The following is a 26,654-nucleotide window of genomic DNA, read 5'->3' as shown; positions in this document are numbered from 1 at the left end:
ATTCCCTGCCGAGGATATTTGATGACATCCACCGTTAGCCCGCTCGCCGGGAAGCCGCTCGATCCCAGCCAACTGGTCGATGTCGCCAAGCTGCTTCAGGCCTATTTCGACCGTCCCGACCCGGCCGAGGCCAGCCAGCGCGTCGCCTTCGGCACCTCCGGCCATCGCGGCTCGTCCCTCCTGCTCTCGTTCAACGAGGCGCATATCCTGGCGATCGCCCAGGCGATCTGCCTCTACCGCAAGCAGCAGGGCATCGACGGGCCGCTCTTCCTCGGCATCGACACGCACGCCCTCTCCCGCCCCGCTTTTGAGACGGCGCTGGAGGTGTTCGCGGCGAACGGCGTCGTCGCCATGGTCGACGAGCACCTGCGCTTCACGCCGACCCCGGTGATCTCCCACGCCATCATCGGGCATAACCGCGGCCGCAGCTCAGGCCTCGCCGATGGCGTGGTGATCTCGCCCTCGCATAACCCGCCGGCGGATGGCGGCTTCAAATACAACATGCCCCATGGCGGCCCGGCCGATACCGACGCGACCGGCTGGATCGAGAAAGCCGCCAACGCGCTGATCGCGGACAAGCTCGCCGGCATCAGGCGGATGCCCTATGAGCGGGCGCTGAGCTCGGACCTCGTCCGGCGCTACGGCTATACCAAGGCCTATGTCGACGACCTCGCCGCCGTGGTCGACATGGAGAAGATCCGCAATTCCGGCGTCAGCATCGGCATCGACCCGCTCGGCGGCGCCGGGCTCGACTATTACGACCCGATCATCGCGCGCTACGGCCTCAACGCGACCGTGGTCGAGAAGAACCTCGATCCGACCTTCGGCTTCATGAGCGCCGACTGGGACGGCAAAATCCGGATGGATTGCTCGTCGCCCTACGCGATGACCGGCCTGATCGGCATGCGCGAGCGCTTCGACGTCGCCTTCGCCAACGACACCGACGCCGACCGCCACGGCATCGTCACCCGCAGCAGCGGGCTGATGAACCCGAACCACTACCTCGCGGCTGCCATCGCCTATCTCTTCACCAACCGGCCAGGCTGGCGCAGCGATGCCGCGATCGGCAAGACGGCCGTCAGCAGCGCCATCATCGACCGCGTCGCCGGCAAGCTCGGGCGCCGGCTCGTCGAGGTTCCCGTCGGCTTCAAATGGTTCGTCGATGGCCTCTCCGACGGCAGCTTCGGCTTCGGCGGTGAGGAAAGCGCCGGCGCCTCCTTCCTGCGCCATGACGGCACCAGCTGGACCACCGACAAGGACGGGCTCATCCTCGGCCTGCTCGCAGCCGAGATCACCGCCAGCACCGGCGCGGACCCGGGCGTGCTCTACGGTAAGCTGACGGCGGAGCTGGGCGAGCCGCTCTACGCCCGCGTCGACGCCCCCGCGACGCGCGAGCAGAAGGCCGTGCTGAAGACCCTGTCGCGGCAACAGATCAAGACGGACCAGCTTGCCGGCCAGCCGATCACGGCGATCCTGAACGAGGCGCCCGGCAACGGCGCCGCGATCGGCGGCGTGAAGGTCGTGACCGACGATGGCTGGTTTTGCGCCCGCCCCTCCGGCACCGAGGAGGTCTACAAGATCTACGCCGAGAGCTTCCGCGACGAGGCGCATCTGCGCCGGATCCAGGCCGAGGCGCAGGAGATCATCAACACAGCCTTTGCCGCGGCCAAGGGGTAGAGCCTCGCGCCGAGAGACCGTTTGGGAATTCGCTGGCGTGAGTCCGGCTGGCGTGGCTGTCGAGAACCGGAGCGGAGCGGACTTTTGGTCCGTGAGCACCGGAAGCGCAGACAGCCGCGTCAGACGGCCTCGCCAGTAGAATTCACAAGCGGTCTCTCAGGGGCAGTTGTAGCCGCCTCTGCCATCCGGCACGCAGCGGGAGCCGTTGGGCAGGTTGAGCGCGCCCGCGCGATCCCGGTTCACATAGGCGCCGTTCGGCAGCGTGAAGCCGCCGGTGCTGTCGACCGCGACGCGCGTCCCGTCGGGCAGGAGGAGGCCGCCGGCCCCGTCACTGGCGATGTACTTGCTCGCGGCCGCCGTCGGCGCCTGGGTGGGAACCCCGACGCGCGAGGAGCCGGCGCAGCCCGCGGCCAGGGCGGCGAGCGCAACGACGCCGGCGATGTGAACGGCATGTCTCATCTCTCGATTCCTCCGTACGATTTCGTTTTCTTGCAGCCCCGCCATGGCGGCGAATCTGCAACCTGGACAGAATGAGTTCGGGGAAGCTGGCCGATCGCGGCTGCTTCGGCAACCCGGAGAAAGCGCTGTCTTCCCGTGCAAGGGTGGCCCTTGCCGGCGGCGGCCGGTTGGTGAAGCTGCGGCCGGCATGGCCACGCGCTCGCCCGTCACGAAGGATCGCAGGATGTTCCTCAGCAATTCCGATCTCGTCGAACTCGTCGCGTTCCGGCGCCAGCTGCACCGCGCGCCCGAGATTTCGGGCGCGGAACAGGAAACGGCGCAAGCCGTGGTCAGGTTCCTGATGCCCAGCAAACCCGAGCGGATCATCACCGGACTCGGCGGCCATGGCGTGGCCGCGATCTACGAGGGCGCCGAGCCGGGGCCGACGGTCCTGGTGCGCTGCGAGCTCGACGCGCTGCCGATCGAGGAGCTCTCCGACAGCGAGCATCGCTCGCAGGTGCCGGGCAAGGGCCATCTCTGCGGCCATGACGGGCACATGACCATGGTCGCGGCGCTGTCGCGCGGGCTTGGCCGCCAGCGCCCGCAGCGCGGTCGCGCCATCCTGCTGTTCCAGCCGGCGGAGGAGACCGGCGCGGGCGCAGCCGCCGTGATCGCCGATCCGAAATTCAGGGAGATCGCGCCCGACTACGCCTTCTCGCTGCACAACAAGCCCGGCCTGCCGCTCGGCCATGTCGCGCTGTCGGAGGGCTACGCCAACTGCGCCTCGCGCGGCCTGCGGATCGTGCTGACCGGCCATACCTCGCATGCCTCGACGCCGGAGCACGGCCTTTCGCCGATGGCGGCGGTGGCCTGGCTGATGCCGACGCTGACGGCGCTTGGCCCCGGCGGCGCGCTGGACGAGGAATACGCGCTCGTCACCGTCACGCATGCGTCGATGGGCGAGCCGGCCTTCGGCATCGCGCCTGGCCGGGCCGAGATCTGGGCGACGCTGCGAACGTTGACCGACGCGCAGATGGGCTCGCTTTGCGAGCGCGCCGAGGCACTGGTCCAAGATGCGGGGCAGGAGACGGGGCTCGGCGTCGAGCTCAGCTACCACGACGTCTTCCACCATTGCGAGAACCACCCCGAGGCGGTGGCGCTGCTGCGCCGGGCGCTCGACGACGAGAAGCTGGCGCATGGGCCAACCGAGCCGATGCGCGGCTCGGAGGATTTCGGCCTGTTCGGGCGGCAGGCGAAGGCGGCGATGTTCCTGCTCGGCTCGGGCGAAGACTGCCCGCACCTGCACAATCCCGACTATGACTTCCCGGACGACATCATCGCGCCGGGCGCCCGCATCTTCATGCGCACGCTGCGCAATCTGCTCGGTTAACCATTCGGGTGCCGCGGCGTTAACCAGCCTCACACGCCCGACGCTGTTGGATAGCGCTAGTGATTCGTCAGCGTGGGGTGGCCATGGGCCTGGTTCTTCAGTTTCGCGTACCGGAGCGGCAGCCCGCCGAGCCGGAGTCCGAGCCGCTTCAGGTCGACCTCATGACCGCGGTCGATGTCGCGATCCGCGATCTCGACGACATCATCCCCTATATCTTCCATACCGGCATCCGCGAGCAGGCGGAGGCTTGCCGGCGCATGCTGCAGGACAGCTTCGACGCCGCGCTGCAAGCGGGCTAAGAAGACTCCAACCCGCTTCGGGACGGAGGGATATCCATGACTGCCGCCTATTCGCAGCTCGCTGCGCATTTCGGGAAGGTTGCCGCGCTCTCCAACGCGGTCGGCATCCTGCAATGGGACAGCGACGTGATGATGCCGAAGGGCGCGGCCGAGACGCGGGCCGAGAGCATGGCGCTGCTGCACGTGCTGCGCCACGGCATGGTGACCGATCCGCGCATCGGCGACTGGCTCGACACAGCAGACGGCGATACCGGACTCGGCGATTGGGAGCGCGCCAACCTGCGCGAGATCCGGCGCAGCTGGACGGTCGAGACCGCGCTGCCGGCCGATCTGGTCGAGGCCTCCAGCAAGGCGATCTCGGCCTCCGAGATGGCGTGGCGCCAGGCGCGGGCCGATGCCGACTTCAAGGCGCTGCTGCCCTATCTCGCCGAGGTGCTGAAGCTCCAGCGCGAGATCGGCCGGGCCAAGGGCGAGAAGCTCGGCCTCTCCGCCTATGACGCGCTGCTGAACGACTACGAGCCGGGCGGGCGCTCCGCCAAGATCGACGCGCTGTTCGACGATCTCGCCGACTTCCTGCCGGGGTTCATCGAGGAGGTCCTGGCGGTGCAGGCGCGCCGGCCGGCCTCGCCTGCGCCGGAGGGCCCCTTCCCGGTCGAGGCGCAGCGCGCGCTCGGCCTGCAGATGATGGCGGCGCTCGGCTACGATTTCGAGCGCGGCCGGCTCGACATCTCGACCCACCCGTTCTGCGGCGGCGCCGACAGCGATGTGCGCATCACCACCCGCTATGACGAGACCGACTTCTCGCGGGCACTGATGGGCGTGCTGCACGAGACCGGCCATGCGCTCTACGAGCAGGGCCGGCCGCAGGCCTGGCTGAGCCAGCCCGTCGGCCATGCCCGCGGCATGAGCCTGCATGAGAGCCAATCCCTGCTGGTCGAGATGCAGGCTTGCCGCAGCCGCGAGTTCATCGGCTTCGCCGCGCCGAAGATGCTGGAGGCCTTCGGCGGCTCGGGCCCGGCCTGGCAGGCCGACGTGCTCTGGCGCCGCTACACGCAAGTTCAGCGCGGGCTGATCCGCGTCGATGCCGACGAGGTGACCTACCCGGCCCATGTCATCCTGCGCTACCGCATCGAGAAGGCGCTGATCGCCGACGAGATGCCCCTCTCGGAACTGCCCGGCGTCTGGAACGCGCAGATGCGCGAACTGCTCGGCGTGACCCCGCCGGACGACCGGCTCGGCTGCCTGCAGGACATCCACTGGCCGAGCGGCGGCTGGGGCTATTTCCCGACCTACACGCTGGGAGCGATGACGGCGGCGCAGATCTTCGACGCCGCCTGCCGGGCCGAGCCGGAGATCCTGCCGGGGATCGGACGCGGCGACTTCAAGCCGCTGGTTGGCTGGCTCAGGGCGAACATCCACGGATTGGGCTCGCTCTACGAGACCGACGAGCTGCTGACGCGTGCCACCGGTCGGCCGCTCGATGCCGGCGTGTTCAAGGCGCACCTGAAGCGGCGGTACATGGGCGAGTAGGCGCGCCGGACTGCTGACGATTGCCCCCGAACCGGAAGGCACGGGAGCCCTCTCCTGTAAGGAGAGGGCTCCCGCGCTTCGTCTTGTTCTGCCTGCAGCTCCGGGTTCCGAAGCGCTTCGCCTCAGCCGCCGATGTTGAACGCCGCCAGCGCGGCCATGTTGACGATGTCGCTGTCCTTGGCGCCGAGCGGCACGATCTGGACCGGCTTGTCGAGGCCGACGATCAGCGGGCCGATCACGGTCGCGCCGCCGATCTCCTGCAGCAGCTTGGTCGAGATCGAGGCCGAGTGGAAGGCCGGCATGACCAGCACGTTCGCCGGCCCCTTGAGGCGGCAGAACGGATACTGCGCCATCAGATCGCGGTTGAGCGCGACATCGGCCGCCATCTCGCCGTCGTATTCGAAATCGACGCGCTGATGGTTGAGGATGTCGACCGCCTGCTGCACCTTCTCGGAGCGCTCGCCGGCCGGGTGGCCGAAGGTCGAGAAGGCGAGCATCGCCACGCGCGGCTCGTAGCCGAGGCGCCTTGCGACACCGGCGGCCTCGATCGCGATCTCCGACAGTTCCTGCGCCGTCGGCATCTCGGCGATGGCGGTGTCGGCGACGAGCACGGTGCGGTCGCGCGAGATCACGACGGAGACGCCGATGACGCGGTGGCCCGGCTTCTCGTCGATGACGCGGCGGACCTCCTCCAGCGCGATCGAGTAGTTGCGGGTGACGCCGGTGACCATCGCATCGGCATCGCCGAGCGCGACCATGGCGGCGGCGAAATGGTTGCGGTCCTGGTTGATCAGGCGCTGGCAGTCGCGGAAGAGATAGCCCTGCCGCTGCAGCCGCTCGTAGAGGTACTGCGCATAGGCGCTGTTGCGGTGCGACAGCCGGGCATTGTGGATTTCGATGCCGCGCGCCGCGAGATCGACGCCGAGCGAGGCCGCTGTCGCCAGGATCGGCTCCTCGCGACCGACCAGGATCGCCTTGCCCAGCCCCTGGTTGACGAAGGACATGGCGGCGCGGATGACCTGCTCCTCCTCGCCCTCGGCGAAGACGACGCGCTTGGGATAGCGCCGGACGCGCTCGAAGATGCGGTTCAGCGTGCCGGCGACGGGGTCGCGACGGGCCGAGAGCTGCGCCTTGTAGGCGGCGATGTCGACGATCGGTTTGCCGGCTACGCCGGTCTCCATCGCCGCCTTGGCGACCGCGATCGGCACGACGTGGATCAGCCGCGGATCGAACGGCACCGGGATGATGTAGTCCCGGCCGTAGCGCGGGCGCGAGCCCTGATAGGCGGCGGCGACCTCGTCCGGCACGTCCTCGCGCGCCAGCGAGGCCAGCGCCTCGGCGGCGGCGATCTTCATCTCCATGTTGATCGTGGTGGCGCGGACGTCGAGCGCGCCACGGAAGATGAAGGGGAAGCCGAGGACGTTGTTGACCTGGTTGGGATAGTCCGAGCGGCCCGTCGCCATGATGGCGTCGTCGCGGACGGCCGCGACCTCCTCCGGCGTGATCTCGGGATCGGGATTGGCCATGGCGAAGATGATCGGGTTCGGCGCCATCGAGCGGACCATGTCAGCGGTCACCGCGCCCTTTTGGCTGAGGCCGAAGAACGCGTCGGCGCCCTCCATCGCCTGGGCCAGCGTGCGCCGGTCGGTGATGGCGGCATGGGCCGACTTCCACTGGTTCATGCCCTCGGTGCGGCCCTGGTAGATCACGCCCTTGGTGTCGCAGAGGATGACGTTGTCGGGCTTGAAGCCCATCGCCTTGAGCAGCTCGGTGCAGGCGATCGAGGCCGCTCCGGCGCCGTTGATGACGAGGCGGGTCGACTTGACGTCGCGATCGGTCAGGTCGAGCGCGTTGATCAGGCCGGCGGCGGCGATGATCGCGGTGCCGTGCTGGTCGTCGTGGAAGACCGGGATGTCCATCAGCTCGCGCAGGCGCTGCTCGATGATGAAGCACTCGGGGGCCTTGATGTCCTCGAGGTTGATGCCGCCGAAGGAGGGGCCGAGATAGCGCACGGCGTCGATGAACTTGTCCGGGTCCTCGGTGTCGAGTTCGAGGTCGATCGAGTCGACGTCGGCGAAGCGCTTGAACAGGATCGCCTTGCCCTCCATCACCGGCTTGGAGGCGAGCGCGCCGAGATTGCCCAGGCCGAGGATGGCGGTGCCGTTCGAGATGACCGCCACGAGGTTGGCGCGGGCGGTGTAGTCATAGGCCTTCGTCGGGTCTTCGGCGATGGCCAGGACCGGCACGGCGACGCCGGGCGAATAGGCGAGCGAGAGGTCGCGCTGGGTCGCCATCGGCACGGTCGGCACGATCTCGAGCTTGCCGGGCCGGCCGTCCGAATGGAACAGCAGGGCTTCCTGATCGGTGAAAGTCGGGCGAGCGTGCTTGATCGGCTTCTTGTCGGACATGCGATTGTTCTTTTTGTGAGCGTTTCCTGGAGGCGGCGGACCATAAGGCAGCGCTAGGCCGCTCTACAAGGCGCGTCTGTCAATCAGGCGACATGACGGTCCAGCGAAATTTGCCTGCCTGCTTTTGCGCCGGACTTGAAGGCTTCAGAGCCGGCCGCGGACGCTGCGGACGAAGTCTCCGACATAGCGGTCGAGCGCGACGGTCTGGTCGCTGACCTGCCGGGCCGCCGCGACGACGCGCACGGCGGTCTCGCCGGTGCCGCGCGCCTCAGTGCCGACGCTGCCGACGCTGGCGCTGACGGCATTGGTGCTGCCAGCGACGAGCTGGGCGTCGGACGCGATGCCGGAGGCGATCTCGGCCTGGCGGCTGACGACCTCGGCAATGGCGCCGGAGGTCTGCTCGATCACGCCCATCGTGCCCTCGATATGGGCGATGGCGTCGGAGGCCTTGGCGGCGGCGACGCGGATATCCTGCAGCGTCTCGCCGATGTCGCGGGTCGCCCTCTGGGTCTGCTCGGCGAGGTTCTTGACCTCTCCCGCAACGACGGCGAAGCCGCGGCCGGCCGCGCCGGCGCGCGCCGCCTCGATGGTGGCGTTGAGCGCCAGCAGGTTGGTGCGCGAGGCGATGTCCTCGATGAAGTCGAGCACCGCGCTGACCTTGTCGGCAGCGGCGCTCAGGCCGGAGACGTCATGGCGGGTCGCGCGGACATAGCTTGCGGCGTCGCGGGCGGTGTCGTCGGCATGGGCGGTCTGGCGGGTCAGCTCGCGGATCGAGGCGTCGATCTCCTCGGCGGCCATCGCGACGCTGCCGACGCGCTGGGAGGCATGCTCGGCCTGGCGTGTGACGTCGACGGCGCGGAGCGCGGTCTGGCTGGCGCTCTCCGCCATCTGGCTCGCGGCCTCCTGCATGTCGCGGACGGAGGCGCCGACCTGGCGCAGCGCCTGCCCGACCGTGACCTCGAGATCGGCCGCAAGCTCGCCGAGCGCCGCCTTGCGCTGGTCCTCGACCTCGTGCCGGCGCGCCTCCAGCGACTTCTCGCCGGTGACGTCGAGCAGGATGCCGTCCCAGACCATCGTGCCGTCCCGCAGCCGGCGCATCGTCGCCTCGCTGCGCAGCCAGGCGATCGAGCCGTCCGGGCAATGGTAGCGTGCCTCGAAGCGCCAGAAATCACGCTGGCCCGAGGGATCGAGCCGCTCCCGCTCGAAGCGGGCCCGGTCCTCGGGCAGCATCTTGCGGAGCCAGATCTCCGGATCGCGCTCGACATCCTCCTTGGCGATGCCGAGCAGCTTGTCGATGCTGAACGAGGCGAAGTGATAGCTCAGCGACCCGTCGGGGTGCATCACGCGCTGATAGAGCGTGCCGGGCGCGCGGCCGATCAGCGCCCGCAGGCGATAGGCGGTCTCGCGCCGCTCGGCGTTGCCGAACAGGATCATGCCGCCGAGCATCGTGCCGGAGACGTTGACGACCAGCGTCATCAGCGCCGCCTCGCGCAGCATCGTCTCGACGATGGCCCAGTCGCCGACCAGCAGCAGCGGCGGGAAGAGCACGAACCCGGCCGCCAGGCCGAGCAGCCAGATGTCGCCGATGGCGAGCGTGCGCCGCTGGCGCTTCAGGTAGAAATGGATGGCGAGGCCGCAGATCGCGCTCAGCCCGATGCCGGCGAGGCCCGCCGCCATCCCGGCGCCGCCATTCGCATGGCGATAGGCCGCCAGCGGGGCGGCGACGAGGAGCGTCGAGAGCGTGCCGCCGAGGGGGCCGGCCAGCAGCACGACGATGTTGCGCGAGTCGATCGCCACCCCCGGCATGAGCATGAAGGGCTCGACCATGCTGCAATAGCCCGCCGCCGCGAGCACGATTCCGACGACGAGCTGATGCAGCCACCGGCGATGCTCGATCCGCGGCAGGACGAGCGCCAGCGCCAACGCCGCCAGCAGGACGAAGGACAGGCTTTCGATCAGATCGAGAATCAGCGCCATCAGCGGGCTTTCAGCCGGTAAGATTTCACCAACCATGCTTTCAATTGTTGAAAGCCGTCCTAACGGATGGCGCTGGCCGCGCATTTTGATAGCGTCCGCGCCATGCGCCGCGACGAGCCCACCATCCCGCCCGCCATCGACCTCTCCAGCGCCAAGGCGCCGGCGGATCCCGGCCGCGTCACGCCGATGATGGCGCAATATGTCGAGATCAAAGCCGCCAATCCGGACAGCCTGCTGTTCTACCGGATGGGCGATTTCTACGAGCTGTTCTTCCGCGACGCCGAGATCGCCTCGCGCACGCTCGGCATCGTGCTGACCAAGCGCGGCAAGCATCTCGGCGAGGACATCGCAATGTGCGGCGTGCCGGTCGAGCGCGCCGACGACTACCTGCAAAGGCTGATCGCGGCCGGGCACCGCGTCGCGGTCTGCGAGCAGACGGAAGATCCGGCCGAGGCCAAGAAGCGCGGCGCCAAGTCGGTGGTGCAGCGCGACGTGGTCAGGCTGGTCACGCCGGGCACGATCACCGAAGAGCGCCTGCTCGAGCCCGGCCGCGCCAGCCTGCTGGTCGCGGTGGCGCGGCGGAAGCTGACCGATTCGAGCGCGCTCTACGGGCTGGCGGCCGTCGACATCTCGACCGGGCGCTTTTCCGTGCTGGAGACGCCGCAGGAGCGGCTCGCGGTGGAGTTCGCCCGGCTGGAGCCGCGCGAGATCGTCTGCCCCGAGGCGATCCATGACGATCCCGAGCTGAAGGAGTTCTGGCGCGAGCTCAACGTGCCGGTGACGCCGCTGGCGCGCGAGGGGCTCGACGCCGCCTCGGCCGAGCGCCGGCTGAAGGAGTTTTTCGGCGTCGCCACGCTCGATGCCTTCGGCGCATTCAGCCGGGCCGAGATCGCGGCGGCCGGCGCGGCTTTGGCTTATGTCGAGCGCACGCAGTTCGGCGCCCGCCCGCCGCTCTCGCCGCCGGTGCGCGATACCGGCGGCGCGACCATGCTGATCGACGCGGCGACGCGCGCCAATCTGGAGCTGACCCGCACGCTCTCGGGCGAGCGCACCGGCAGCCTGCTCGCCGCGATCGACCGCACGGTGACGCCGGGCGGCGCGCGCCTCATCGCCGAGCGCCTGGCCGGACCGCTGACCGAACCCACCGCCATCGCGGCGCGGCACGACGCGGTCGAGGCGCTGGTGACGGATGCGCCGCTGCGCGAGGATCTGCGGCGCGACCTGGCGCGCGTGCCCGATATTGCCCGCGCGCTCGCCCGGCTCTCGCTCGATCGCGGCGGCCCGCGCGACCTCGCCGCGCTCGGCGCCGGCCTGACCGCGGCGCGCGACCTCGCCCTTGCGCTGGGCCAGCAAAGGGAACTGCCTGACGACCTCCAGAAGGCGGCCGATGCGCTCGCCGAGACCGACGCGTCGCTGCCGCTCAAGCTGACGGAGACGCTGGCCGACGAGCTGCCGCTCAACCGCCGCGACGGGCGCTTCGTCCGCGACGGCCATGACCCGGCGCTCGACGAGCTGCGCCTGCTCCAGGTCGATTCGCGCAAGGTCATCGCCCAGCTCCAACAGCGCTATGCCGCGGAGACCGGCAACCGGACCCTGCGGATCAAGCACAATTCGATGCTCGGCTATTTCGTCGAGGTGTCGCAGGCCGTCGGCGAGGAGTTTCTGAAGGAGCCCTGGCGCGCCACCTTCGTGCACCGCCAAACCATGTCGGACGCGATGCGCTTCTCCTCGGTCGAGCTCGGAGAGCTCGAATCGAAGATCGCCTCGGCCGCCGACCGGGCCTTGAAGCTCGAACTGACGATCTTCGCCGATCTGACTGCCACGGTTCTGGCCGAGGCCGAGCCGATCAAGGCGGCGGCGCTGGCGCTGGCCGAGATCGACGTCACCGCCGCGCTGGCCGAGCTTGCCGCCAGCGAGGGCTGGACCCGGCCGCTCGTCGACGAGGGCACGGCCTTCGCGATCAGCGCCGGCCGGCATCCGGTGGTCGAGGCGGCGCTGAAGCGTGACGGCAAGCCCTTCGTCGCCAATGACAGCGAGCTCTCGCCGCCATCGGCCAAGGCCAATGGCGGGCGCATCTGCCTGATCACCGGCCCGAACATGGCGGGTAAATCGACCTTCCTGCGCCAGAACGCGCTGATCGCGGTGCTGGCCCAGATGGGCGCCTTCGTACCCGCGGCGCATGCCCATATCGGCGTGGTCGACCGGCTGTTCTCGCGTGTCGGCGCGGCCGACGACCTGGCGCGCGGGCGCTCGACCTTCATGGTCGAGATGGTCGAGACCGCCGCGATCCTCAACCAGGCCGGCCCGCGCGCGCTCGTCATCCTCGACGAGATCGGCCGGGGCACCGCGACCTTCGACGGCCTCTCGATCGCCTGGGCCGCGATCGAGCACCTGCACGAGATCAACCGCTGCCGCGCGCTGTTCGCGACGCATTATCACGAGCTGACGGCGCTCGGAGACCGGCTCGACCGCGTCACCAACGCGACCGTGCGCGTCACCGAATGGAATGGCGAGGTCGTCTTCCTGCACGAGGTCGTGCCGGGCGCTGCCGATCGCTCCTACGGCATCCAGGTCGCCAAGCTCGCCGGCCTGCCGCCGGCCGTGGTCGAGCGGGCCCGCGCCATCCTCAGCGAACTTGAGAAGACCGAGCGCGAGAAGCCGGTCGCCTCGCTGGTCGACGATTTGCCGCTGTTTGCCGCGCCGGTCAGGCGGGCGGCTCCGGTGGTGGAGACTGTGCCGGCTAATGACACGCTGCGCGAAGCGCTGGCCGAACTCGACCTTGACGAGATGACGCCGCGCCAAGCGTTGGAGGCGCTTTATAAGCTCAAAGGGCTGGGGTGAGTCTCAGCCCAGCCGTCGAATGCTCGTGATCGCCCCAAAGCTGTTCTTCGAAATCCGATCGCGCGCCGTACGCAGCGGCTCGCGGTAGACGTTCATCGTATAGGCCGTCGCGTGCAGCAGGGTCTCGGCATCGGTCATAAGGCCGACATGGCCCTTCCAGAAGACGATGTCGCCGCGCTTCAGCCCCGACAGGCTGTCGTCGAAGGCGAGCGCCGTACCGAGCGCCTGCTCCTGCATGTCGGTGTCGCGCGGGGCGGCGATGCCGGCCGCGGCGAGCGAAACTTGCGTCAGGCCGGAGCAATCGAGGCCCTGGGCCGTCTTGCCGCCCCAGAGATAGGGCAAATGCTCGAAGCGCTCGGCGACTGCGACGAAATCCGACTCGACAGCGCCAGGCGGCTGAAGATGCCCGCGCCAGAGATAGCCGCCATCGGCAAGGACAAGGAAATCGCCGGACTCACCGCTCACTGCGACGGTGGCGCCCAAGGGCAGCAGAGCGAGCGGCGGCAGCTTGATGGAGGGGCCGGGATAGACATGGCTCAGCAGCGCCGAAACGCGGTGTGTGGGTTCAGGTGCGTCCGAGCGCAGCGCGTCGTCGGGCAGGTAGCCGACATAGCCGTCGCTGCCGAGCTGGCCCCAGGCCCAGCCCTCGTATTGCTCGTAGATCGCGACGACCTCGCCGGCGAGCGCCTCGGTGTCGAGCGGCGCATCCGGGCGCGGCTCGCGGCGCAAGGGCGCGATGGGCGCGACGACGCGCAGCATCACCGAGTCGGCGAAGGCGCGGGCTTCGACCTGCCCGGCCAGGTGGCGGGCGGCGAGGTCGGGGCGGGCGGGGGTCAGGCGGCGGTCGAGAATCGAGTTCATCGCGGCAATCTAGCTCCAAGCGGTTAACGCGCGAAGCCCGCTCAGCCTGCCCCTAACTCCCGCGAGCGCTGGACGATCAGGTCGGCCAGCCGCTCCACGGCGAGCGCACCAGCGACCGTGCGCTGGATGATGACGTTGCGCCTGTCGAAATCGTCGCGCTTGCGGCTGACGAGGCCGAGCTTGCCCATGGTGTCGAGCGCGCGGGTGATGACCGGCTTGGTGACGCCGAGCTGTTGAGCCAGGCCGCGCACCGTATGCGGCGGCAATTCGAGATAGATCGTCAGCAGGATCGCGGTCTGGCGGGCCGAGAGATCGGCATCGCCATCCTGCACCAGGTCGAGATGCACCTGCCGCCAGAGCCTGAGCGCCTGCGAGGGCCTGATCTCCAACGCCATGACTGAAGCGGCTCTGATCGTTTCGGATCCGTATCATTATCGGGTTGCCGCTGGGGCGCAATCTTTCCCGGAAAACAGGCTTAACCGGCAGGGTAAAGCTGCTTGACCAGCGCGTAGGTCAGCCGCGCCGCCTGGCATTCGCCGCCTTCCGGCCGGCCGGGCCTGGCGGAGGGGTTCCAGGCGTAGATGTCGAAATGGGCGTAGGACTGCGTCTTCTCGACGAAGCGGTTGAGGAAGAGCGCCGCAGTCACCGAGCCGGCGAAGGAGCCGCCTGAGACGTGGTTGACGTCGGCGACCTTCGACTCGAGCATGTCGTCATAGGGCGGCCAAAGCGGCAGGCGCCAGACCGGATCGTTGACCGCCCGGCCGAGCCGCGCGATCTCGGAGGCCAGACCCTCGTCATGGGTGTAGAAGGGCGGCAGTTGCGGCCCGAGCGCGACGCGGGCGGCGCCGGTCAGCGTGGCATAGTCGATCAGCAGCTCCGGCACCTCCTCGTCGGCCAGAGCCAGCGCATCGGCCAGGATGAGGCGTCCCTCGGCATCGGTATTGCCGATCTCGACCGAGATGCCCTTGCGGCTCGCCAGCACGTCGCCAGGCCTGAAGGCCGAGCCCGAGACCGCATTCTCGACCGCCGGCACGAGCAGGCGCAGCCGCACCGGCAGCTTCGCCCGCATGATCATGCGGGCGGCAGCGATCGCGGCGGCCGCGCCGCCCATGTCCTTCTTCATCAGCAGCATGCTGGCATCGGGCTTGAGGTTGAGCCCGCCGGTGTCGAAGGCGACGCCCTTGCCGACCAGCGTGACCTTGGGGTGGGCGGGATCGCCCCAGACCAGGTCGACCAGGCGCGGTGCGCGCGACGAGGCGCGGCCGACGGCATGGATCATCGGGAAATTGCGGGCGATGAGGTCGTCGCCGACGATGCTGACGACGGTCGCACCGCAATCCTGGCCGAGCTGGCGGATCGCAGCCTCGATCTCGCTGGGGCCGAGGTCGTTGGCGGGTGTGTTGACCAGATCGCGGGCGAGCGCGACCGATTCCGCGAGGATGCTCAGCTCCTCGCCAGCGACGCCCTCGGGCACCACGAGCCGCGCCAGGGCAGCCGGCCTCTTACGGTAGCGCTCGAAGCGATAGGCCTGCAGCAGCCAGCCCAGGGCGGCGAGGCCGGCATCGTCGATCTCCCCGGTCAGCGTATAATCCCCGGCCGGCAACACGGCGGCGAGGCGCCCCGGCGCGAAGGGATCGCGCCAGCGCGAGCCGGCCGGCTCGACGCCCAGAAGCACGGCGGAGATGGCGCCCGCGGCGTCGGGCAAGACAAGATGCTGCCCCGGTCGCGCCGCAAAGCCCTGCGCCTTGGCGAAACGGCCGGCCTCCGGAGCGAGCCGTTCGGCCAGTGCCGGCCAGCCGGATTTCGAGACGATGTGGACCGGGATCGCGGCTGGCGCGGAGGCGAGGAGCAAGCTGTGCACGGCGTTAGGAACCAGGTTGAGGAGGCCGGTCGGCGGGACCGGTTAAGGAAGCATTAGGGTTAACGTTTTATCACCGGAGCGACCAGAGCTTCCAATGCGGCGAGGCGAACGAGCCCATGTCCCCCAGCCTATCCCAGCCCGCCCGCCGGACCATGTCGAGCCGCCACAGCCTGTTCGCCGCCATCTGCCTGACGACGCTGGCGCTCGCCGGCTGCCAGAGCCGCGGCGGGCTCGGCGACATCACGGGCTCGATCAGCCCGGCGCGGACGCAGCCGGGCAGCCCGGCCGAATGGCAGGCGGAGGCCGACAAGTGGAGCCAGCGCTACGACGCGAACCAGAAGGACCGCAACGCCGCCTTCTACTACGCTCGCGCGCTACGCGCGCTCGGACAGCACGCCCAGGCGCTGGCGATCCTGCAAGGCGCCGTACTGACCCACAGCAACGACCGGGAAATGCTCGGCGCCTATGGCCGCTCGCTTGCCGATAACGGTCGCCTGAGGGAGGCCGACGAGGTGCTGGGCCGGGCACATTCGCCGGAGCGCCCGGACTGGCGCATCCTCTCGGCGCAGGGCACCGTCGCCGACCAGCTCGGCGAGCATCCGCGCGCCCAGCAGCTCTACGAGACCGCGCTGAAGCTCGCGCCGGGCGAGCCGACCATCCTGTCCAATCTCGGCCTGTCGCTGGCCCTGACCAAGAACCTGCCCGAGGCCGAGCGCGTGCTGCGGGAAGCTGCGACGTCAAACAAGAGCGATGCACGGGTCCGGCAGAACCTCGTGCTGGTGCTCGGCCTGCAGGGCCGGTTCGGCGAGGCCGAGGCGCTGGCGCGGCAGGACCAGAGCCCGGCCGAGGCCGCCCAGACCGTCGCCTACCTCAAGCGCAGCGTCAGCCAGCAGAACAGCTGGGACCTGCTGAAAACAGGCGGGGGAAGCAAGCCGGCGGCATCGAGGCAAGCTGCCCCGGCCCCGCAGGGCGCGCCACAGGGCTGAGTTCCCTGGAGCCCCCAAGATTGCAGGTCCACGCAGCCCAGAAGGAAAGGCCGGGGCAGAGCTCCGGCCTTTTTCCTTGGCGAGCCAATGGGGTTCTGAACGGCTTGGAGCATGCTGCTTCGGCACATGCGTGCGGCGCTCTGCTCACACGCCTTCGATGAAGAAGGCCTTCGACCTCGATCCGGCATGGCGATGCTTCACGGCGGCCTGGTAGGCTGGGCTGTCATACCACGCGCGAGCCGCGGTCATGTCAGGGAACTCGATGATCACCGCCCCTTCGGCCGGCTTCCCTTCGAGATGGTCGATCGCGCCGTAGACCGCGAGTGGCTTGAGAGGATGGCCCTGGCCGGCGGCGGCGGCCTTCGGCCCGTATTGCGCAAGCGCCTCGGCATCGACGGTCTCTTCGCGGATCATGACAAAATAGACGGGCATGCAGACTTCCCTTTCGATGATGAAGCGAGGCCGCACATTCGCAGCGGCGATCTAGGCCTTTGTTATTGCATCGGATTTTTCGGAAGCCGGATTCCACTTTTCGGTCCGATGCCCTCGATCCAGCTCAGACCTGCGCCAGGCCGCCATCGACGGGCAGGTCGATGCCGGTGACGTAGCTCGACTCGTCGGAGGCCAGGAAGAAGGCGGCGGCGGCGAGCTCCTCCGGCCGGCCGATGCGGCCGAGCGGGGTCATGGAGGCGAACATGGCCTTGGCGGCGTCGGAGGCTTCGTCATTGTCGAACTGGCCGCGAATGATCGGCGTTTCCGTGGCGCCGGGGCTGAGCGTGTTCACGCGGATGCCGCGGCCCTTGAGCTCCTGGGCCCAGGTGCGCGCCAGCGACCGGACGCCGGCCTTGGCAGCGCCGTATAGTCCGTGGGCAGGAATGCCCTTCACGTTGATGATGGAGGAGACGACGATGATCGAGCCGCCGCGGGTCATCAACGGCAACGCCTTCTGGACCGTGAAGACGACGCCCTTGAGATTAATGTCCAAGGTCTTGTCATAGTGCGCTTCGGACAAGTCGAAGATCTGCGCGTGCTCGATGAACCCGGCGCTGGCGAAGACGATATCGACCACGCCCTTCTCCGCTTTCACCTGGGCGTAGAGCCTGTCCAGGTCCGCCAGATCAGCCACATCGCCCTGGACCGCGGTGACGTTCCCGCCGATCTCGGCCTTCGCCTTGTCGAGCTCGGCCTGGCGCCGGCCGGTGATGAAGACGTGAGCGCCTTCGGCGACGAAGCGCTTGGCCGTGGCGAGGCCAATGCCGCTCGATCCGCCGGTGATCACGGCGACTTTTCCGTTCAGGTTGGACATGTTGTGCTCCACCGGTCCGCCACCACGATGACGGCGTTCGAGCCGACAGATGGCGCGGTGGGCAGGGCGCGGTAAGCTGGCCAGCGGGAATGAAGTTCATTCCAGATCGGCATGGGGAAGACTCGACGCGGTGGCGGGCGCCCCTCGCGGCGATTCTACCTGATCGGGAAGGGCCCCAGCTCCTGCTCGATGAAGCTGGCGAAGGCCCGGGCTTTCATGCTCGTATTCCGGCCCGTCGGGAACACCGCCCAGAGGTCGATCGGGGGCAGTTGCCAATCCTGGAGCACGCGCCTGACCCGGCCCGAAGCCAGCTCCGGCGCGAACATCCACTCGGATGTGATCGCAAGGCCCATGCCCGCGAAGACCGCCTCGCGCACGCCCTCCGCCGCCGTGAGCCGGATGCGGCCCCTGATCGTCACGGTGCTTTCCGCGGCGCCTCGCGTAAAATTCCAGACCGCGCCGCCGCCGCGCTGGTCGTAGATCACCGTCTGGTGCGCGGCGAGGTCTGCTGGGGTTGCGGGCTCGCCGGCGGTCTCGAAGTAGCTGGGAGTGCCGACCACCACGCGGGGGCCTTGCCCGATCTTGCGCGCCGTGAGCGAGGAATCCTGCAAATCGCCCATCCGCAGCGCGACGTCGATCCCCGCTTCCACCAGGTCGAGATTGCGGTCGTCGAGAAACACCTCGATGTCGAGGCCGGGGTGCATCGCCAGAAACTTGGGCAGGCACGGAACGACGTGCAGCCGGCTGAAGGTCACCGCTCCGCCGATCCGCAGGCGTCCCGTCAGCGCCGCCCCGACGCCCCGCGCCTTGAGCACTGCCTCATCGGCTTCCTCGATCGAGCGTCTGGCGTGCTCGTAGAAATTCTCGCCCGCCTCCGTTGCCGCCAGCCCCTGCGTGGTGCGCAAGAGGAGCTTGACGCCGACGCTCTCCTCCAGCTGCGCGATGATCTTGGACACCGCCGGCTGGCCGATGCGTAGCTGGCGGGCGGCACCGGTGAACGAGCCGGTGTCCACGACCCGGACGAACGCATCCATGGCGGCCAGTCGGTTCATCGTCATTCCCCCCTGGAATGAAACAGATGTCCAGCCAGCGGGTTCGTCGTCAAGGGCTCCAGGCGTCAGGAGAAGGCCGCATCCGGAATTCGTGCCGGCGCTCGCCACTCATACGATGGCGCGCAAATGCGGCCGGACCCGTTCGTCAAGGCTCCAAGTAAGATCCTGCGCAGGCGTCAGGCGGCCGCCGCAAGCATAGTCACTTCCACTTGAAGACCTGGACCAGCGCCGGCGTCAGAATGACCACGAAGAGCACCGGCAGGAAGAACAGGATCATCGGCACGGTCAGCTTCGGCGGCAGCGCCGCAGCCTTCTTCTCGGCCGCGTTCATGCGCTGGTCGCGGCTCTCCTGGGCGAGCGTCCGCAGCGCGCTGCCGAGCGGCGTGCCGTAGCGCTCGGCCTGGATCAGCGCCGTCGAGACCGACTTGACCCCTTCCAGCCCGGTGCGCCGCGCCAGGTTCTCATAGGCCTGGCGCCGCTCGGTCAAGTAAGAGAGCTCCGCCGTGCAGAGCGCGAACTCCTCCGCCAACGCAACCGACTGACCGCCGATCTCGGTCGAGACCTTGCGGAAGGCGAGCTCGATCGACATGCCGGATTCGACGCAGATCAGCAGCAGGTCGAGCGCGTCGGGAAAGGCCTGCCGCATCGAGGCCTGGCGTTTCGCTATTTGGTTGGAGAGGAAGATTTCCGGCGCCTTGATGCCGATATAGGCGGCGGCGATGACGATGCCGATCCGAACGATCACCGGCTGGCCGAAATCCTTGACGACGAAGACGTAGAACAGCGTGAAGAGAAACAGACCGATCGGCGTCACCAGCCGGAAGAACAGGAAGCCGATCTCCGCCTGCTGCCCGCGGTAACCGGCCATGGAGAGCTGCTTCTTGGCAGTCTCGGTGCCGAGCCAGTCGCCCAGCTTGAACCGGTCGACGATGCGCCGCATGTACTCCTTCGGCTCCGGGCGCAGCGACGCCTTGTCCTTTTGCCGGTTGAGCCGATCGCGCTCGCGGGCGCGCAGCTTCTCGCGCTCGGTGGCGACGTTCTTCATCCGCTTGCCGAGCATGTTGCCTTCGAGCAGCGGCATCGCCAGCGAGAGCACCGTCGCGGCCGCGGCAACGGCAACGAGCAGCATCAGCATGAACTGGCTGTCGACGAGCCTGGTGGTGATGAGATCGAGCATGAGAGGCCGCCTCAGATATCGAAGTTGATCATCTTGCGCATGACCAGCACGCCGATCAGCATCCAGAAGCCGCTGATCACGAGGCCGACCTTGCCGGCCTGGGTGAGCCAGAGCAGCTCGATGTATTTCGGGGTGCTGAGATAGACCAGGAGCGTCACCACGACCGGCAGCGAGCCGATGATCCAGGCCGACGCCTTCGCCTCCATCGACACGGCCTGGATCTTGTCGCGCATCTTGCGGCGCTCGCGGATGACGCGCGAGAGGTTGCCCAGGGTCTCGGAGAGGTTGCCGCCGGTCTTCTGCTGGATCGCCAGCACGATGCCGAAGAAATTGGCTTCGGCGCAGGGCGTGCGCTCGAACAGCTTGGCCGCGGCCTCGGTGAGGGGCAGGCCGAGCGCCTGGCTCTCGATGATCAGCCGGAACTCGGTCCCGACCGGATCGGTGGCCTCGTTGGCGACGATGCGCAGGCAATCGTTGAGCGGCAGGCCGGACTTGATGCCGCGCACGATGACGTCGATCGCATCGGGGAAGTCGTTGCCGAACTTCTTCAGCCGCCGCGTCCTGGCGCGCGAAACGTACCAGCGCGGCACGCCGAACCCCCCGATGAACAAGCCGAGCCCAAAGAAGACCAGGTTGGCCGTCACGATCAAGAGCAGGACACCGGTGACCAGGCTCATGATCGCGCTGACCACGTAGAACTTGCGCCGGCTCCAGCTCAGCCCGCCCTGAAGCAGGCGGGCTTCGAGCGTGAGCTTGTGGCGCGTTTTCTCGCGGTTCTCGATCTCCTTCAGGCTCTGCACGATCTGGCCGCGCTTCTGCCTGGCCTGCGCCTCGCGATCGACGATGCGGGCGGAGACGGGTGCGGCGAATTCCTTGCGGCGCTTCTCGGCGCGAGTCTGGCCGCTGAGCAGCGGGTAGAACAGCGCATAGGCCGTTCCGCCGGCCGCAAGGGTGGAGAGCGCTACCACGGCGATGAGACTGAGATCCATGACGTCGCCCCGCTCAGCCTGCCCGGTCAGGCTGCATTGACGTTGTCCTGGGACTCGAGCAGGTCGAGCGCGGCGGCGAGGCGCTGCTCCTCGCCGAAATAGCGCGCCCGCTCCCACAGGCGCGGCCGGCCGATGCCGGTCGAGCGGTGCCGGCCGATCAGCTTGCCGGCAGCGTCCTCCCCCAGCACCTCATAGGTCATCAGATCCTGGGTGATGATGACCTCGCCTTCCATGCCCATCACCTCGGTGATGTGGGTGATGCGGCGCGAGCCGTCGCGCAGGCGCTGGGCCTGGACGATCACGTCGATCGAGGAGCAGATCATCTCGCGCAGGGTCTTCGAGGGCAACGTGAAGCCGCCCATGGTGATCATGGACTCGATGCGGCTCAGGCACTCGCGCGGGCTGTTGGCGTGCAGCGTGCCCATCGAGCCGTCATGGCCGGTGTTCATCGCCTGCAGCAGGTCGAAGGCCTCCGGGCCGCGGACCTCGCCGACGATGATGCGCTCGGGCCGCATGCGCAGGCAGTTCTTGACGAGGTCGCGCATGGTGACCGCCCCGGTACCCTCGAGATTGGGCGGGCGCGTCTCTAGGCGCACGACATGCGGCTGTTGGAGCTGCAATTCGGCCGCGTCCTCGCAGGTGATCACGCGCTCGTCGAGCTCGATATAGTTGGTCAGGCAGTTGAGCAGCGTCGTCTTGCCGGAGCCAGTGCCGCCGGAGATGACGAGGTTGCAGCGCACCTTGCCGATGATCTTGAGGATCTCGGCGCCGGGCGGCGAGATAGCGCCGAAGCGCACGAGCTGGTCGAGCGTCAGCTTGTCCTTCTTGAACTTACGGATGGTCAGCGCCGGGCCGTCGATCGCGAGCGGCGGAGCGATGACGTTGACGCGCGAGCCGTCGGCCAGGCGCGCGTCGCAGATCGGCGAGGATTCGTCGACGCGCCTGCCGACCTGGCTGACGATGCGCTGGCAGATGTTCATCAGCTGCGCATTGTCGCGGAAGCGCACGTTGGTGAGCTGGATCTTGCCGCCGACTTCGATGAAGGTCCGGCCAGCGCCGTTGACCATGATGTCGGCGATGTCGTCGCGCGCCAGCAGCGGCTCGAGCGGGCCGTAGCCGAGCACGTCGTTGCAGATGTCGTCGAGCAGCTCCTCCTGCTCGGCGATCGAGAGCACGACGTTCTTCAGCGAGATGATCTCGTTGATGATGTCGCGGATTTCCTCCCGTGCCGATTCGCCGTCGAGCTTGGCCAGCTGGGAGAGATCGATCGCCTCGATGAGAGCGCCGAAGATCATGCTCTTCATCTGGTAGTATTCGTCGGATTTCGGCGTCTCGACCGGCACGATCGGCACCGGCTGGGCCGGCCGCCGCGCTTCGGACGCGGACAGGCGCTGCTCCGGCTGGCGGGCGAGCGCGGCCGGGGAAGCATTCAGGTTCAGGGCCGGTGCTGCGCCCGCGCCCGTGGATCGCTTTCCGAACATCTCATTCCTCTTCCGCGCCGGCGGGGGCCGGCGCGCGAACCGCGTCGTTCAGGCCCGCCGGCGCTTCAGCTTGGCGACCAGCGGCTCGAACAGGCTGCGCTTGCCGCGCTTGGCCTCGCCGCGGCCGGTGACCGCGCTTGCGATCTGGACGAAAGCCTCGTTGATCTTGCCGCCGGCCTGGACCTCGGCGATCATCTGGCCGTTATTGGCGGCGGTGCCGAAGATCTGCGCCTCGAACGGGATCGAGGTCAGCACCTCGACGCCGAGCGCCTTGGCGAATTCGCTGGCATCGATCTCCGGCCGCTTCGGCAGGCCGACCTGGTTGAGCACGAGCCGGGGCATCGAATCATTCGGCCGGCTGGCGCGGGCGAGGTCGATCAAGTTCTTGGCGTTGCGCAGGGAGGCAAGCTCCGGTCCGGCGACGATCACCACCTCGTCGGCGCCGATCAGCGCGCGCTTGACCCAGGCGCTCCAGACATGCGGCACGTCGAGCACGACATAGGGCACGCTGGCGCGCAGCAGCTCGAAGACCTGGTCGAACGCGTCCTCGGAGAGGTCGCAGGTACGGTCCAGGACCGCGGGCGCGGCGAGAAGGGCGAGATTGTCGCTGCAGCGCGACAGCAGCCGGTCGAGCATGTTGGCGTCGAGTCGATCCGGCGCGAACACGGCCTCGGAGATGCCCTGCGGCGGGTCCTGGTTGAAATCGAGCCCAGCGGTTCCGAAGGCGATGTCGAGATCGACGATCACCGTGGAGGCGTCGAGGTTGCGCGCGATCGCCCAGGCGACGTTATGCGCCAGCGTCGAGGCGCCGACGCCGCCCTTGGCGCCCATGACCGCGATGGTGCGGCCGAGATTGCGGGCTTCCGGCGCGACATAGAGCTCGGAGAGCGAGCGCAGGATGTCGAGCGGGCCCAGCGGCGCGATGAGGTAGTCGCTGATGCCGCGGCGGATCAGGTCGCGGTAGAGCTGGACGTCGTTGACATGGCCGATGACGATGACCTTGGTGCCGGCATCGCAAGCCTCGGCCAGGACCTCGAGGCTGGCGACCAGGGCGGCGGAGTCCGAGACCGTTTCGAGGACGATGACGTTCGGCGTCGGCGCCGAGCGGAAGGCCTCGACCGCCGCGGCCGGCCCCCCCATCTGGACGCGGGTATGCGCCTTGTCCATGCGCCGGTCGGAGACGGCCGTCTGCATCGCAGCGGAGATCGCCGGCGTCTCGCAGAAGGCCTGGAGCGTGATGCGGGGCAGCGGCGCGATGATGTCCTCGCCGCCGACGCTGGCCTGGGTTTCGAAGGCGTCCGCCGGGTCCATCAACGGCCTCCGACGGCAGAGTTGATCTGCGGCGTCTCCTGGCGGTACTGCGTCGAGGGGTCCTTGCCCTCGCGCAGCTTGGTGATCGCGTTCATGCGCTTGACGATGTCGACGCGGCCCTCCGTCCGGCTGCGGACGAGATCAATCGGATCGGCGACCTGGGCGGCGAGCAGCGCCTGGTTCGAGCAGCCGAAGTTCCAGAGCGACTCGTTGGACGCGTCGTGCTTCCAATCGGAGACGCCGGCATCCTGCGACCATTGCGCGCAACCATGCGGGACGCTCGCCTGGAGCGAGGCGAAGGTGAGCCGGATCGTCGAAGCGAGACCCGGGTCCCGGACCGGGTAGGTCTGTACCGTGAGCGCGCCGGGCGAGACGCCGCCGCGCGCCAACGCCTTGCGGATGCCGTCCAGCGTATCGTGCGCCGCCATTTCGCGCTGCGTTCCGGTGGGAACCTGGGCGACGAGGCCGCCCCGGCCGCTGCGCCGGTACTCGCCTGCAAAGGCCGCGACGTCTTCCGCCTGGCGGCTGTCGAGATCGCCGCCGGCGCGCCCGATGAAGACGTCGAGCGAGCGCGGCGCATCGCGCAGCACGATCGGATGGCGCTCGCGCACGTCGCTCGGCGCGATCGAGCCGGTGATATCGGCCTTGCTGGCGCAGGCGCCGAGCATGAGCGCCATTGCCAGCACGGCCGGGAGGCCGAAACGGAGCCTGTCCTGTGATCGAACCATCATGGTCCCGCCATCCCTTCGCATATCGACATCATTAGTCCGCAATGAAGCCGACGCGGCCCTTGTAGGCCTGCGGCAGCGGGCCGCTGCTGGTGCCGTAGATCTTGTTCAGGCGGCCGAGCAGCACCGTTTGAGCATCGTGCGCATCGACGAAGCCATCGTCGGGACGCTGGACCTGGTTCGGCTCGATCGGCTTGGCAATGTAGGGGGTCGCCGTGATCATCAGCTCGGTCTCCTCACGCTGGTAGTCCCGGGAGCGGAACAGCGTGCCGATGATCGGGATGTTCATCAGGCCAGGGAAGCCGTTGATCGACTGCTTCGAGACGCGCTGGATCAGGCCGGCCGTCGCCAGCGTGCCGCCGGAGGGCAGCTCGACCGTGGTGTCGGATTTGCGGACGCGGAAGGCGGGCGCGTTGACGGGGGCTTGAGCCTGGCCAAGCCCCTCAAGCCGGATCGAATTCTCGAAATCGAGCTCGGTGACCTCGGTCGCGATCCGCATGCTGATCTTGTTGTCGGACATGACAATCGGCGTGAAATTCAGCGCAACGCCGACGGGCTTGTACTCGATCTGCAACGTGCATCGGTTGGAGGTCGTGTCGCAGTTATAGCCCTTGGGAATCGGAACTTCGCCGCCGGCGGTAAATTTTGCGCTCTCGCCCGAGATGGCGGTCACGGTCGGCTCGGCCAGAACACGCGCAAGCCCGGCCCGCTCAAGGGCGCGAAGCGTGAAGTTGCTCGAGTTGCCTATGCCGGCAGTGACCGCGGTCTCGGCCAGCTGCTGCGGCTGCAACGGAAAGGGATTGGATATGCTCGGCGCGAGCGAGAAGTTCCCAAGCTTCCATTCACCGCTCGAATTGATGCCAAGCTGCTTGATCGCCTTGCGCGAGACCTCGGAGACCACGACCTTGACCATGACCTGATCGCGATCGCGGATCGTCAGCGAGTTGATCACCGCGCCCTTGGAGGAAGAAAGCAGGCCGGCCGTCGTACCGACGAAGGCATTGGCGATGTCGACGGCCTGGGTGGCTTCCGAGGCATTGGCGACGTTGCCGATCAGCAGGATCGAATTGCCCGCCGGCTTGATCTCGATCCTCGCGTTCGGCATCGCCGCACGCAAGGTCTGGCGGAGGACGTTGAGGTCGCGCCCGACCTCGATCTCCAGCGCCGAGATCTGGCGGCCTTCGGCGTCCATCACGAACATCGAGGTCTGGCCATCGGCGATGCCGATGACGAAGAGCTTGCGGGCCGAGCGGACGACGGCGTTGGCGACCTTCGGATTGGCGACGAAGACCTCCTTCGCATCTCGCGGCAACTCCACGATCACCGAGCGTCCGATCGAGAGGTCGAGCTTGCGGGCGATGGCGTGCTCGCTCGAACTGACGTTCAGGACAGGGGCCGGCACGGTCGACTGGGCGACGGCCGGGCCGCCGAGCAGCAGCGCCAGAGCCGGCAAAGCGGTGGAGAGGATGCGTCCGGCGGTCATTGCTTCACATTTCTGCTGGTGACGCCGTAGCGCACGAGGGTCATGCCGCCCTCCTCGGAGGGCCGGCCGGCATCGTTGGCATCCTTGAGGCTGCGCAAGGCGAGGGAGAGCGTGCCGCTCTTCTGCGCCTGCGCGACGATCTCGACCTGGCGCGGATCGAGCTCGAGCGTCGCCGTCTCGCCGACCACAACCTTCTCGCCATTGCGCTCCTGGATGTTCTGGCCGATCGCCAGCACCCTCACATTGGTCAGGATGGTCTCGCTGGTGTAGTTTTCGCTATTGGTGTTGCCGGTATCTTCCTTGAAGGTCCGGATCACGTCGGCGCGGTCGTTCGGCAGGATGAAGCCGCCGGCCGTGTTGGCACCGCGGCTGTCGGTCGAAATGGCGGTGGCGCGCTTGCCCGAGGGCAGCACCGCCGAGAGAAAGCCGCTCCCATCGGTCTTGATCAGCTTCTCGCGCCGGATCGGGTCGGAGGCTTGGAGGGCGACACGGGCAAGCTGTCCGATGACCTCCGCCTCGGCGCCGGGCGTCTCGTCCTTGCGCAGCACGCCGGCCGGGACGCTCGACGCGGGCCAATCGACCCAGCGCAGGTCATTGGCCGCCACCGTGTTGCCGAGCGGAATATCGGCGGCGGCGACCAGGACTGGGACTGTCGGGGCCGGCTCGTAGCGGGTGACGGCCGGGGCCGCCGGCCGCGAGGGCCGCTGGATAAGCAGGGCTGCGCCGAGGCCGGCGACAAGCGCTACAACCAGGATGATGATGCGGGCGGGACTCATGACGGCCGATCCTCGGCCAGCGCAAGCTGACCCATGGGAATGACCGTGCCTTCCGAATCGTCAACTTATGGTTAATCGGACGT

Annotated in this window: 22 protein-coding genes; 6 read left to right on the top strand and 16 right to left on the bottom strand. The window is 68.2% G+C overall.

Annotation, left to right across the window (positions count from 1 at the left end; genetic code table 11):
• Positions 1 to 21 precede the first annotated feature (21 nt).
• Positions 22 to 1,677 carry a phosphoglucomutase (alpha-D-glucose-1,6-bisphosphate-dependent) gene (gene pgm, locus DWF00_RS01610; RefSeq protein ID WP_114828783.1) on the top strand — a complete coding sequence of 552 codons (1,656 nt, stop codon included), beginning with the start codon at positions 22 to 24 and terminating at the stop codon, positions 1,675 to 1,677.
• 156 nt (positions 1,678 to 1,833) lie between these two features.
• On the opposite strand, the gene DWF00_RS01605 is transcribed toward pgm, so the two are convergent.
• Positions 1,834 to 2,136: a hypothetical protein gene (locus DWF00_RS01605; RefSeq protein WP_114828782.1), complete on the bottom strand. Its 303-nt coding sequence runs from the start codon at positions 2,134 to 2,136 to the stop codon at positions 1,834 to 1,836.
• Positions 2,137 to 2,359: 223 nt separating this feature from the next.
• Between DWF00_RS01605 and DWF00_RS01600 the strand changes: the two genes are divergently transcribed.
• From DWF00_RS01600 to DWF00_RS01590, 3 genes are all read left to right on the top strand, one after another.
• Positions 2,360 to 3,505: an amidohydrolase gene (locus tag DWF00_RS01600; RefSeq protein ID WP_114828868.1), complete on the top strand. Its 1,146-nt coding sequence runs from the start codon at positions 2,360 to 2,362 to the stop codon at positions 3,503 to 3,505.
• A gap of 83 nt (positions 3,506 to 3,588) precedes the next feature.
• Positions 3,589 to 3,804 (top strand): hypothetical protein, encoded by a 216-nt coding sequence (locus tag DWF00_RS01595; RefSeq protein WP_114828781.1) that lies wholly within the window; start codon positions 3,589 to 3,591, stop codon positions 3,802 to 3,804.
• A gap of 36 nt (positions 3,805 to 3,840) precedes the next feature.
• On the top strand, positions 3,841 to 5,334 hold the full coding sequence (locus DWF00_RS01590) for a carboxypeptidase M32 (protein ID WP_114828780.1): 1,494 nt from the start codon (positions 3,841 to 3,843) through the stop codon (positions 5,332 to 5,334).
• 122 nt (positions 5,335 to 5,456) lie between these two features.
• Here DWF00_RS01590 and DWF00_RS01585 read toward each other — a convergent pair whose 3' ends face one another.
• Both DWF00_RS01585 and DWF00_RS28950 read right to left on the bottom strand, forming a co-directional pair.
• Positions 5,457 to 7,742: an NADP-dependent malic enzyme gene (locus DWF00_RS01585; RefSeq protein ID WP_114828779.1), complete on the bottom strand. Its 2,286-nt coding sequence runs from the start codon at positions 7,740 to 7,742 to the stop codon at positions 5,457 to 5,459.
• Between the two features lie 144 nt (positions 7,743 to 7,886).
• Positions 7,887 to 9,719: a methyl-accepting chemotaxis protein gene (locus tag DWF00_RS28950; protein ID WP_181832586.1), complete on the bottom strand. Its 1,833-nt coding sequence runs from the start codon at positions 9,717 to 9,719 to the stop codon at positions 7,887 to 7,889.
• A 102-nt stretch (positions 9,720 to 9,821) separates the two neighbouring features.
• On the opposite strand from DWF00_RS28950, the gene mutS reads away from it, so the two are divergent.
• A complete protein-coding gene (mutS, locus tag DWF00_RS01575; protein ID WP_181832585.1) occupies positions 9,822 to 12,560 on the top strand; it encodes a DNA mismatch repair protein MutS in 2,739 nt (912 codons plus the stop codon).
• Positions 12,561 to 12,563: 3 nt separating this feature from the next.
• Here mutS and DWF00_RS01570 read toward each other — a convergent pair whose 3' ends face one another.
• From DWF00_RS01570 to DWF00_RS01560, 3 genes are all read right to left on the bottom strand, one after another.
• A complete protein-coding gene (locus tag DWF00_RS01570; protein WP_114828776.1) occupies positions 12,564 to 13,421 on the bottom strand; it encodes a C40 family peptidase in 858 nt (285 codons plus the stop codon).
• A gap of 41 nt (positions 13,422 to 13,462) precedes the next feature.
• A complete protein-coding gene (locus DWF00_RS01565) occupies positions 13,463 to 13,816 on the bottom strand; it encodes a MarR family transcriptional regulator (protein WP_114828775.1) in 354 nt (117 codons plus the stop codon).
• An 80-nt stretch (positions 13,817 to 13,896) separates the two neighbouring features.
• The gene (locus DWF00_RS01560) at positions 13,897 to 15,282 is read right to left on the bottom strand and encodes a leucyl aminopeptidase family protein (protein ID WP_181832584.1); all 1,386 of its coding nucleotides are present in this window, start codon (positions 15,280 to 15,282) and stop codon (positions 13,897 to 13,899) included.
• A 116-nt stretch (positions 15,283 to 15,398) separates the two neighbouring features.
• On the opposite strand from DWF00_RS01560, the gene DWF00_RS01555 reads away from it, so the two are divergent.
• Entirely contained in the window at positions 15,399 to 16,268 is an 870-nt protein-coding gene (locus tag DWF00_RS01555; protein WP_245973697.1) for a tetratricopeptide repeat protein, read from the top strand.
• A 144-nt stretch (positions 16,269 to 16,412) separates the two neighbouring features.
• On the opposite strand, the gene DWF00_RS01550 is transcribed toward DWF00_RS01555, so the two are convergent.
• The 10 genes from DWF00_RS01550 to cpaB form a co-directional block, all read right to left on the bottom strand.
• Complete coding sequence (locus DWF00_RS01550) at positions 16,413 to 16,700, bottom strand: DUF1330 domain-containing protein (RefSeq protein WP_114828772.1); 288 nt, start codon at positions 16,698 to 16,700, stop codon at positions 16,413 to 16,415.
• A gap of 124 nt (positions 16,701 to 16,824) precedes the next feature.
• Positions 16,825 to 17,574, bottom strand: coding sequence for an SDR family NAD(P)-dependent oxidoreductase (locus tag DWF00_RS01545; protein ID WP_114828771.1), 750 nt, complete (start codon positions 17,572 to 17,574; stop codon positions 16,825 to 16,827).
• Positions 17,575 to 17,729: 155 nt separating this feature from the next.
• Complete coding sequence (locus DWF00_RS01540; RefSeq protein WP_114828867.1) at positions 17,730 to 18,626, bottom strand: LysR family transcriptional regulator; 897 nt, start codon at positions 18,624 to 18,626, stop codon at positions 17,730 to 17,732.
• A 199-nt stretch (positions 18,627 to 18,825) separates the two neighbouring features.
• Positions 18,826 to 19,803 carry a type II secretion system F family protein gene (locus DWF00_RS01535; protein WP_114828770.1) on the bottom strand — a complete coding sequence of 326 codons (978 nt, stop codon included), beginning with the start codon at positions 19,801 to 19,803 and terminating at the stop codon, positions 18,826 to 18,828.
• An 11-nt stretch (positions 19,804 to 19,814) separates the two neighbouring features.
• Positions 19,815 to 20,792 carry a type II secretion system F family protein gene (locus DWF00_RS01530; protein ID WP_114828769.1) on the bottom strand — a complete coding sequence of 326 codons (978 nt, stop codon included), beginning with the start codon at positions 20,790 to 20,792 and terminating at the stop codon, positions 19,815 to 19,817.
• A 26-nt stretch (positions 20,793 to 20,818) separates the two neighbouring features.
• Entirely contained in the window at positions 20,819 to 22,273 is a 1,455-nt protein-coding gene (locus tag DWF00_RS01525) for a CpaF family protein (RefSeq protein ID WP_114828768.1), read from the bottom strand.
• A 48-nt stretch (positions 22,274 to 22,321) separates the two neighbouring features.
• Positions 22,322 to 23,584 (bottom strand): CpaE/TadZ family protein, encoded by a 1,263-nt coding sequence (locus DWF00_RS01520; RefSeq protein WP_114828767.1) that lies wholly within the window; start codon positions 23,582 to 23,584, stop codon positions 22,322 to 22,324.
• The gene (locus DWF00_RS01515) at positions 23,584 to 24,315 is read right to left on the bottom strand and encodes a CpaD family pilus assembly protein (protein ID WP_114828766.1); all 732 of its coding nucleotides are present in this window, start codon (positions 24,313 to 24,315) and stop codon (positions 23,584 to 23,586) included. The genes DWF00_RS01520 and DWF00_RS01515 overlap by 1 nt, the downstream gene beginning before the upstream one ends.
• 31 nt (positions 24,316 to 24,346) lie before the next feature.
• The gene (locus DWF00_RS01510) at positions 24,347 to 25,795 is read right to left on the bottom strand and encodes a type II and III secretion system protein family protein (protein WP_114828765.1); all 1,449 of its coding nucleotides are present in this window, start codon (positions 25,793 to 25,795) and stop codon (positions 24,347 to 24,349) included.
• On the bottom strand, positions 25,792 to 26,571 hold the full coding sequence (gene cpaB / locus DWF00_RS01505; protein ID WP_114828764.1) for a Flp pilus assembly protein CpaB: 780 nt from the start codon (positions 26,569 to 26,571) through the stop codon (positions 25,792 to 25,794). The genes DWF00_RS01510 and cpaB overlap by 4 nt, the downstream gene beginning before the upstream one ends.
• Positions 26,572 to 26,654 lie beyond the last annotated feature (83 nt).

It is taken from the genome of Allobosea caraganae, from assembly GCF_003351345.1.
In the GTDB taxonomy this organism is placed as follows: domain Bacteria; phylum Pseudomonadota; class Alphaproteobacteria; order Rhizobiales; family Beijerinckiaceae; genus Allobosea; species Allobosea caraganae.
The sequence above is the reverse complement of the archived record's forward strand: the minus strand, read 5'-3'. Positions and strand labels throughout refer to the sequence as shown.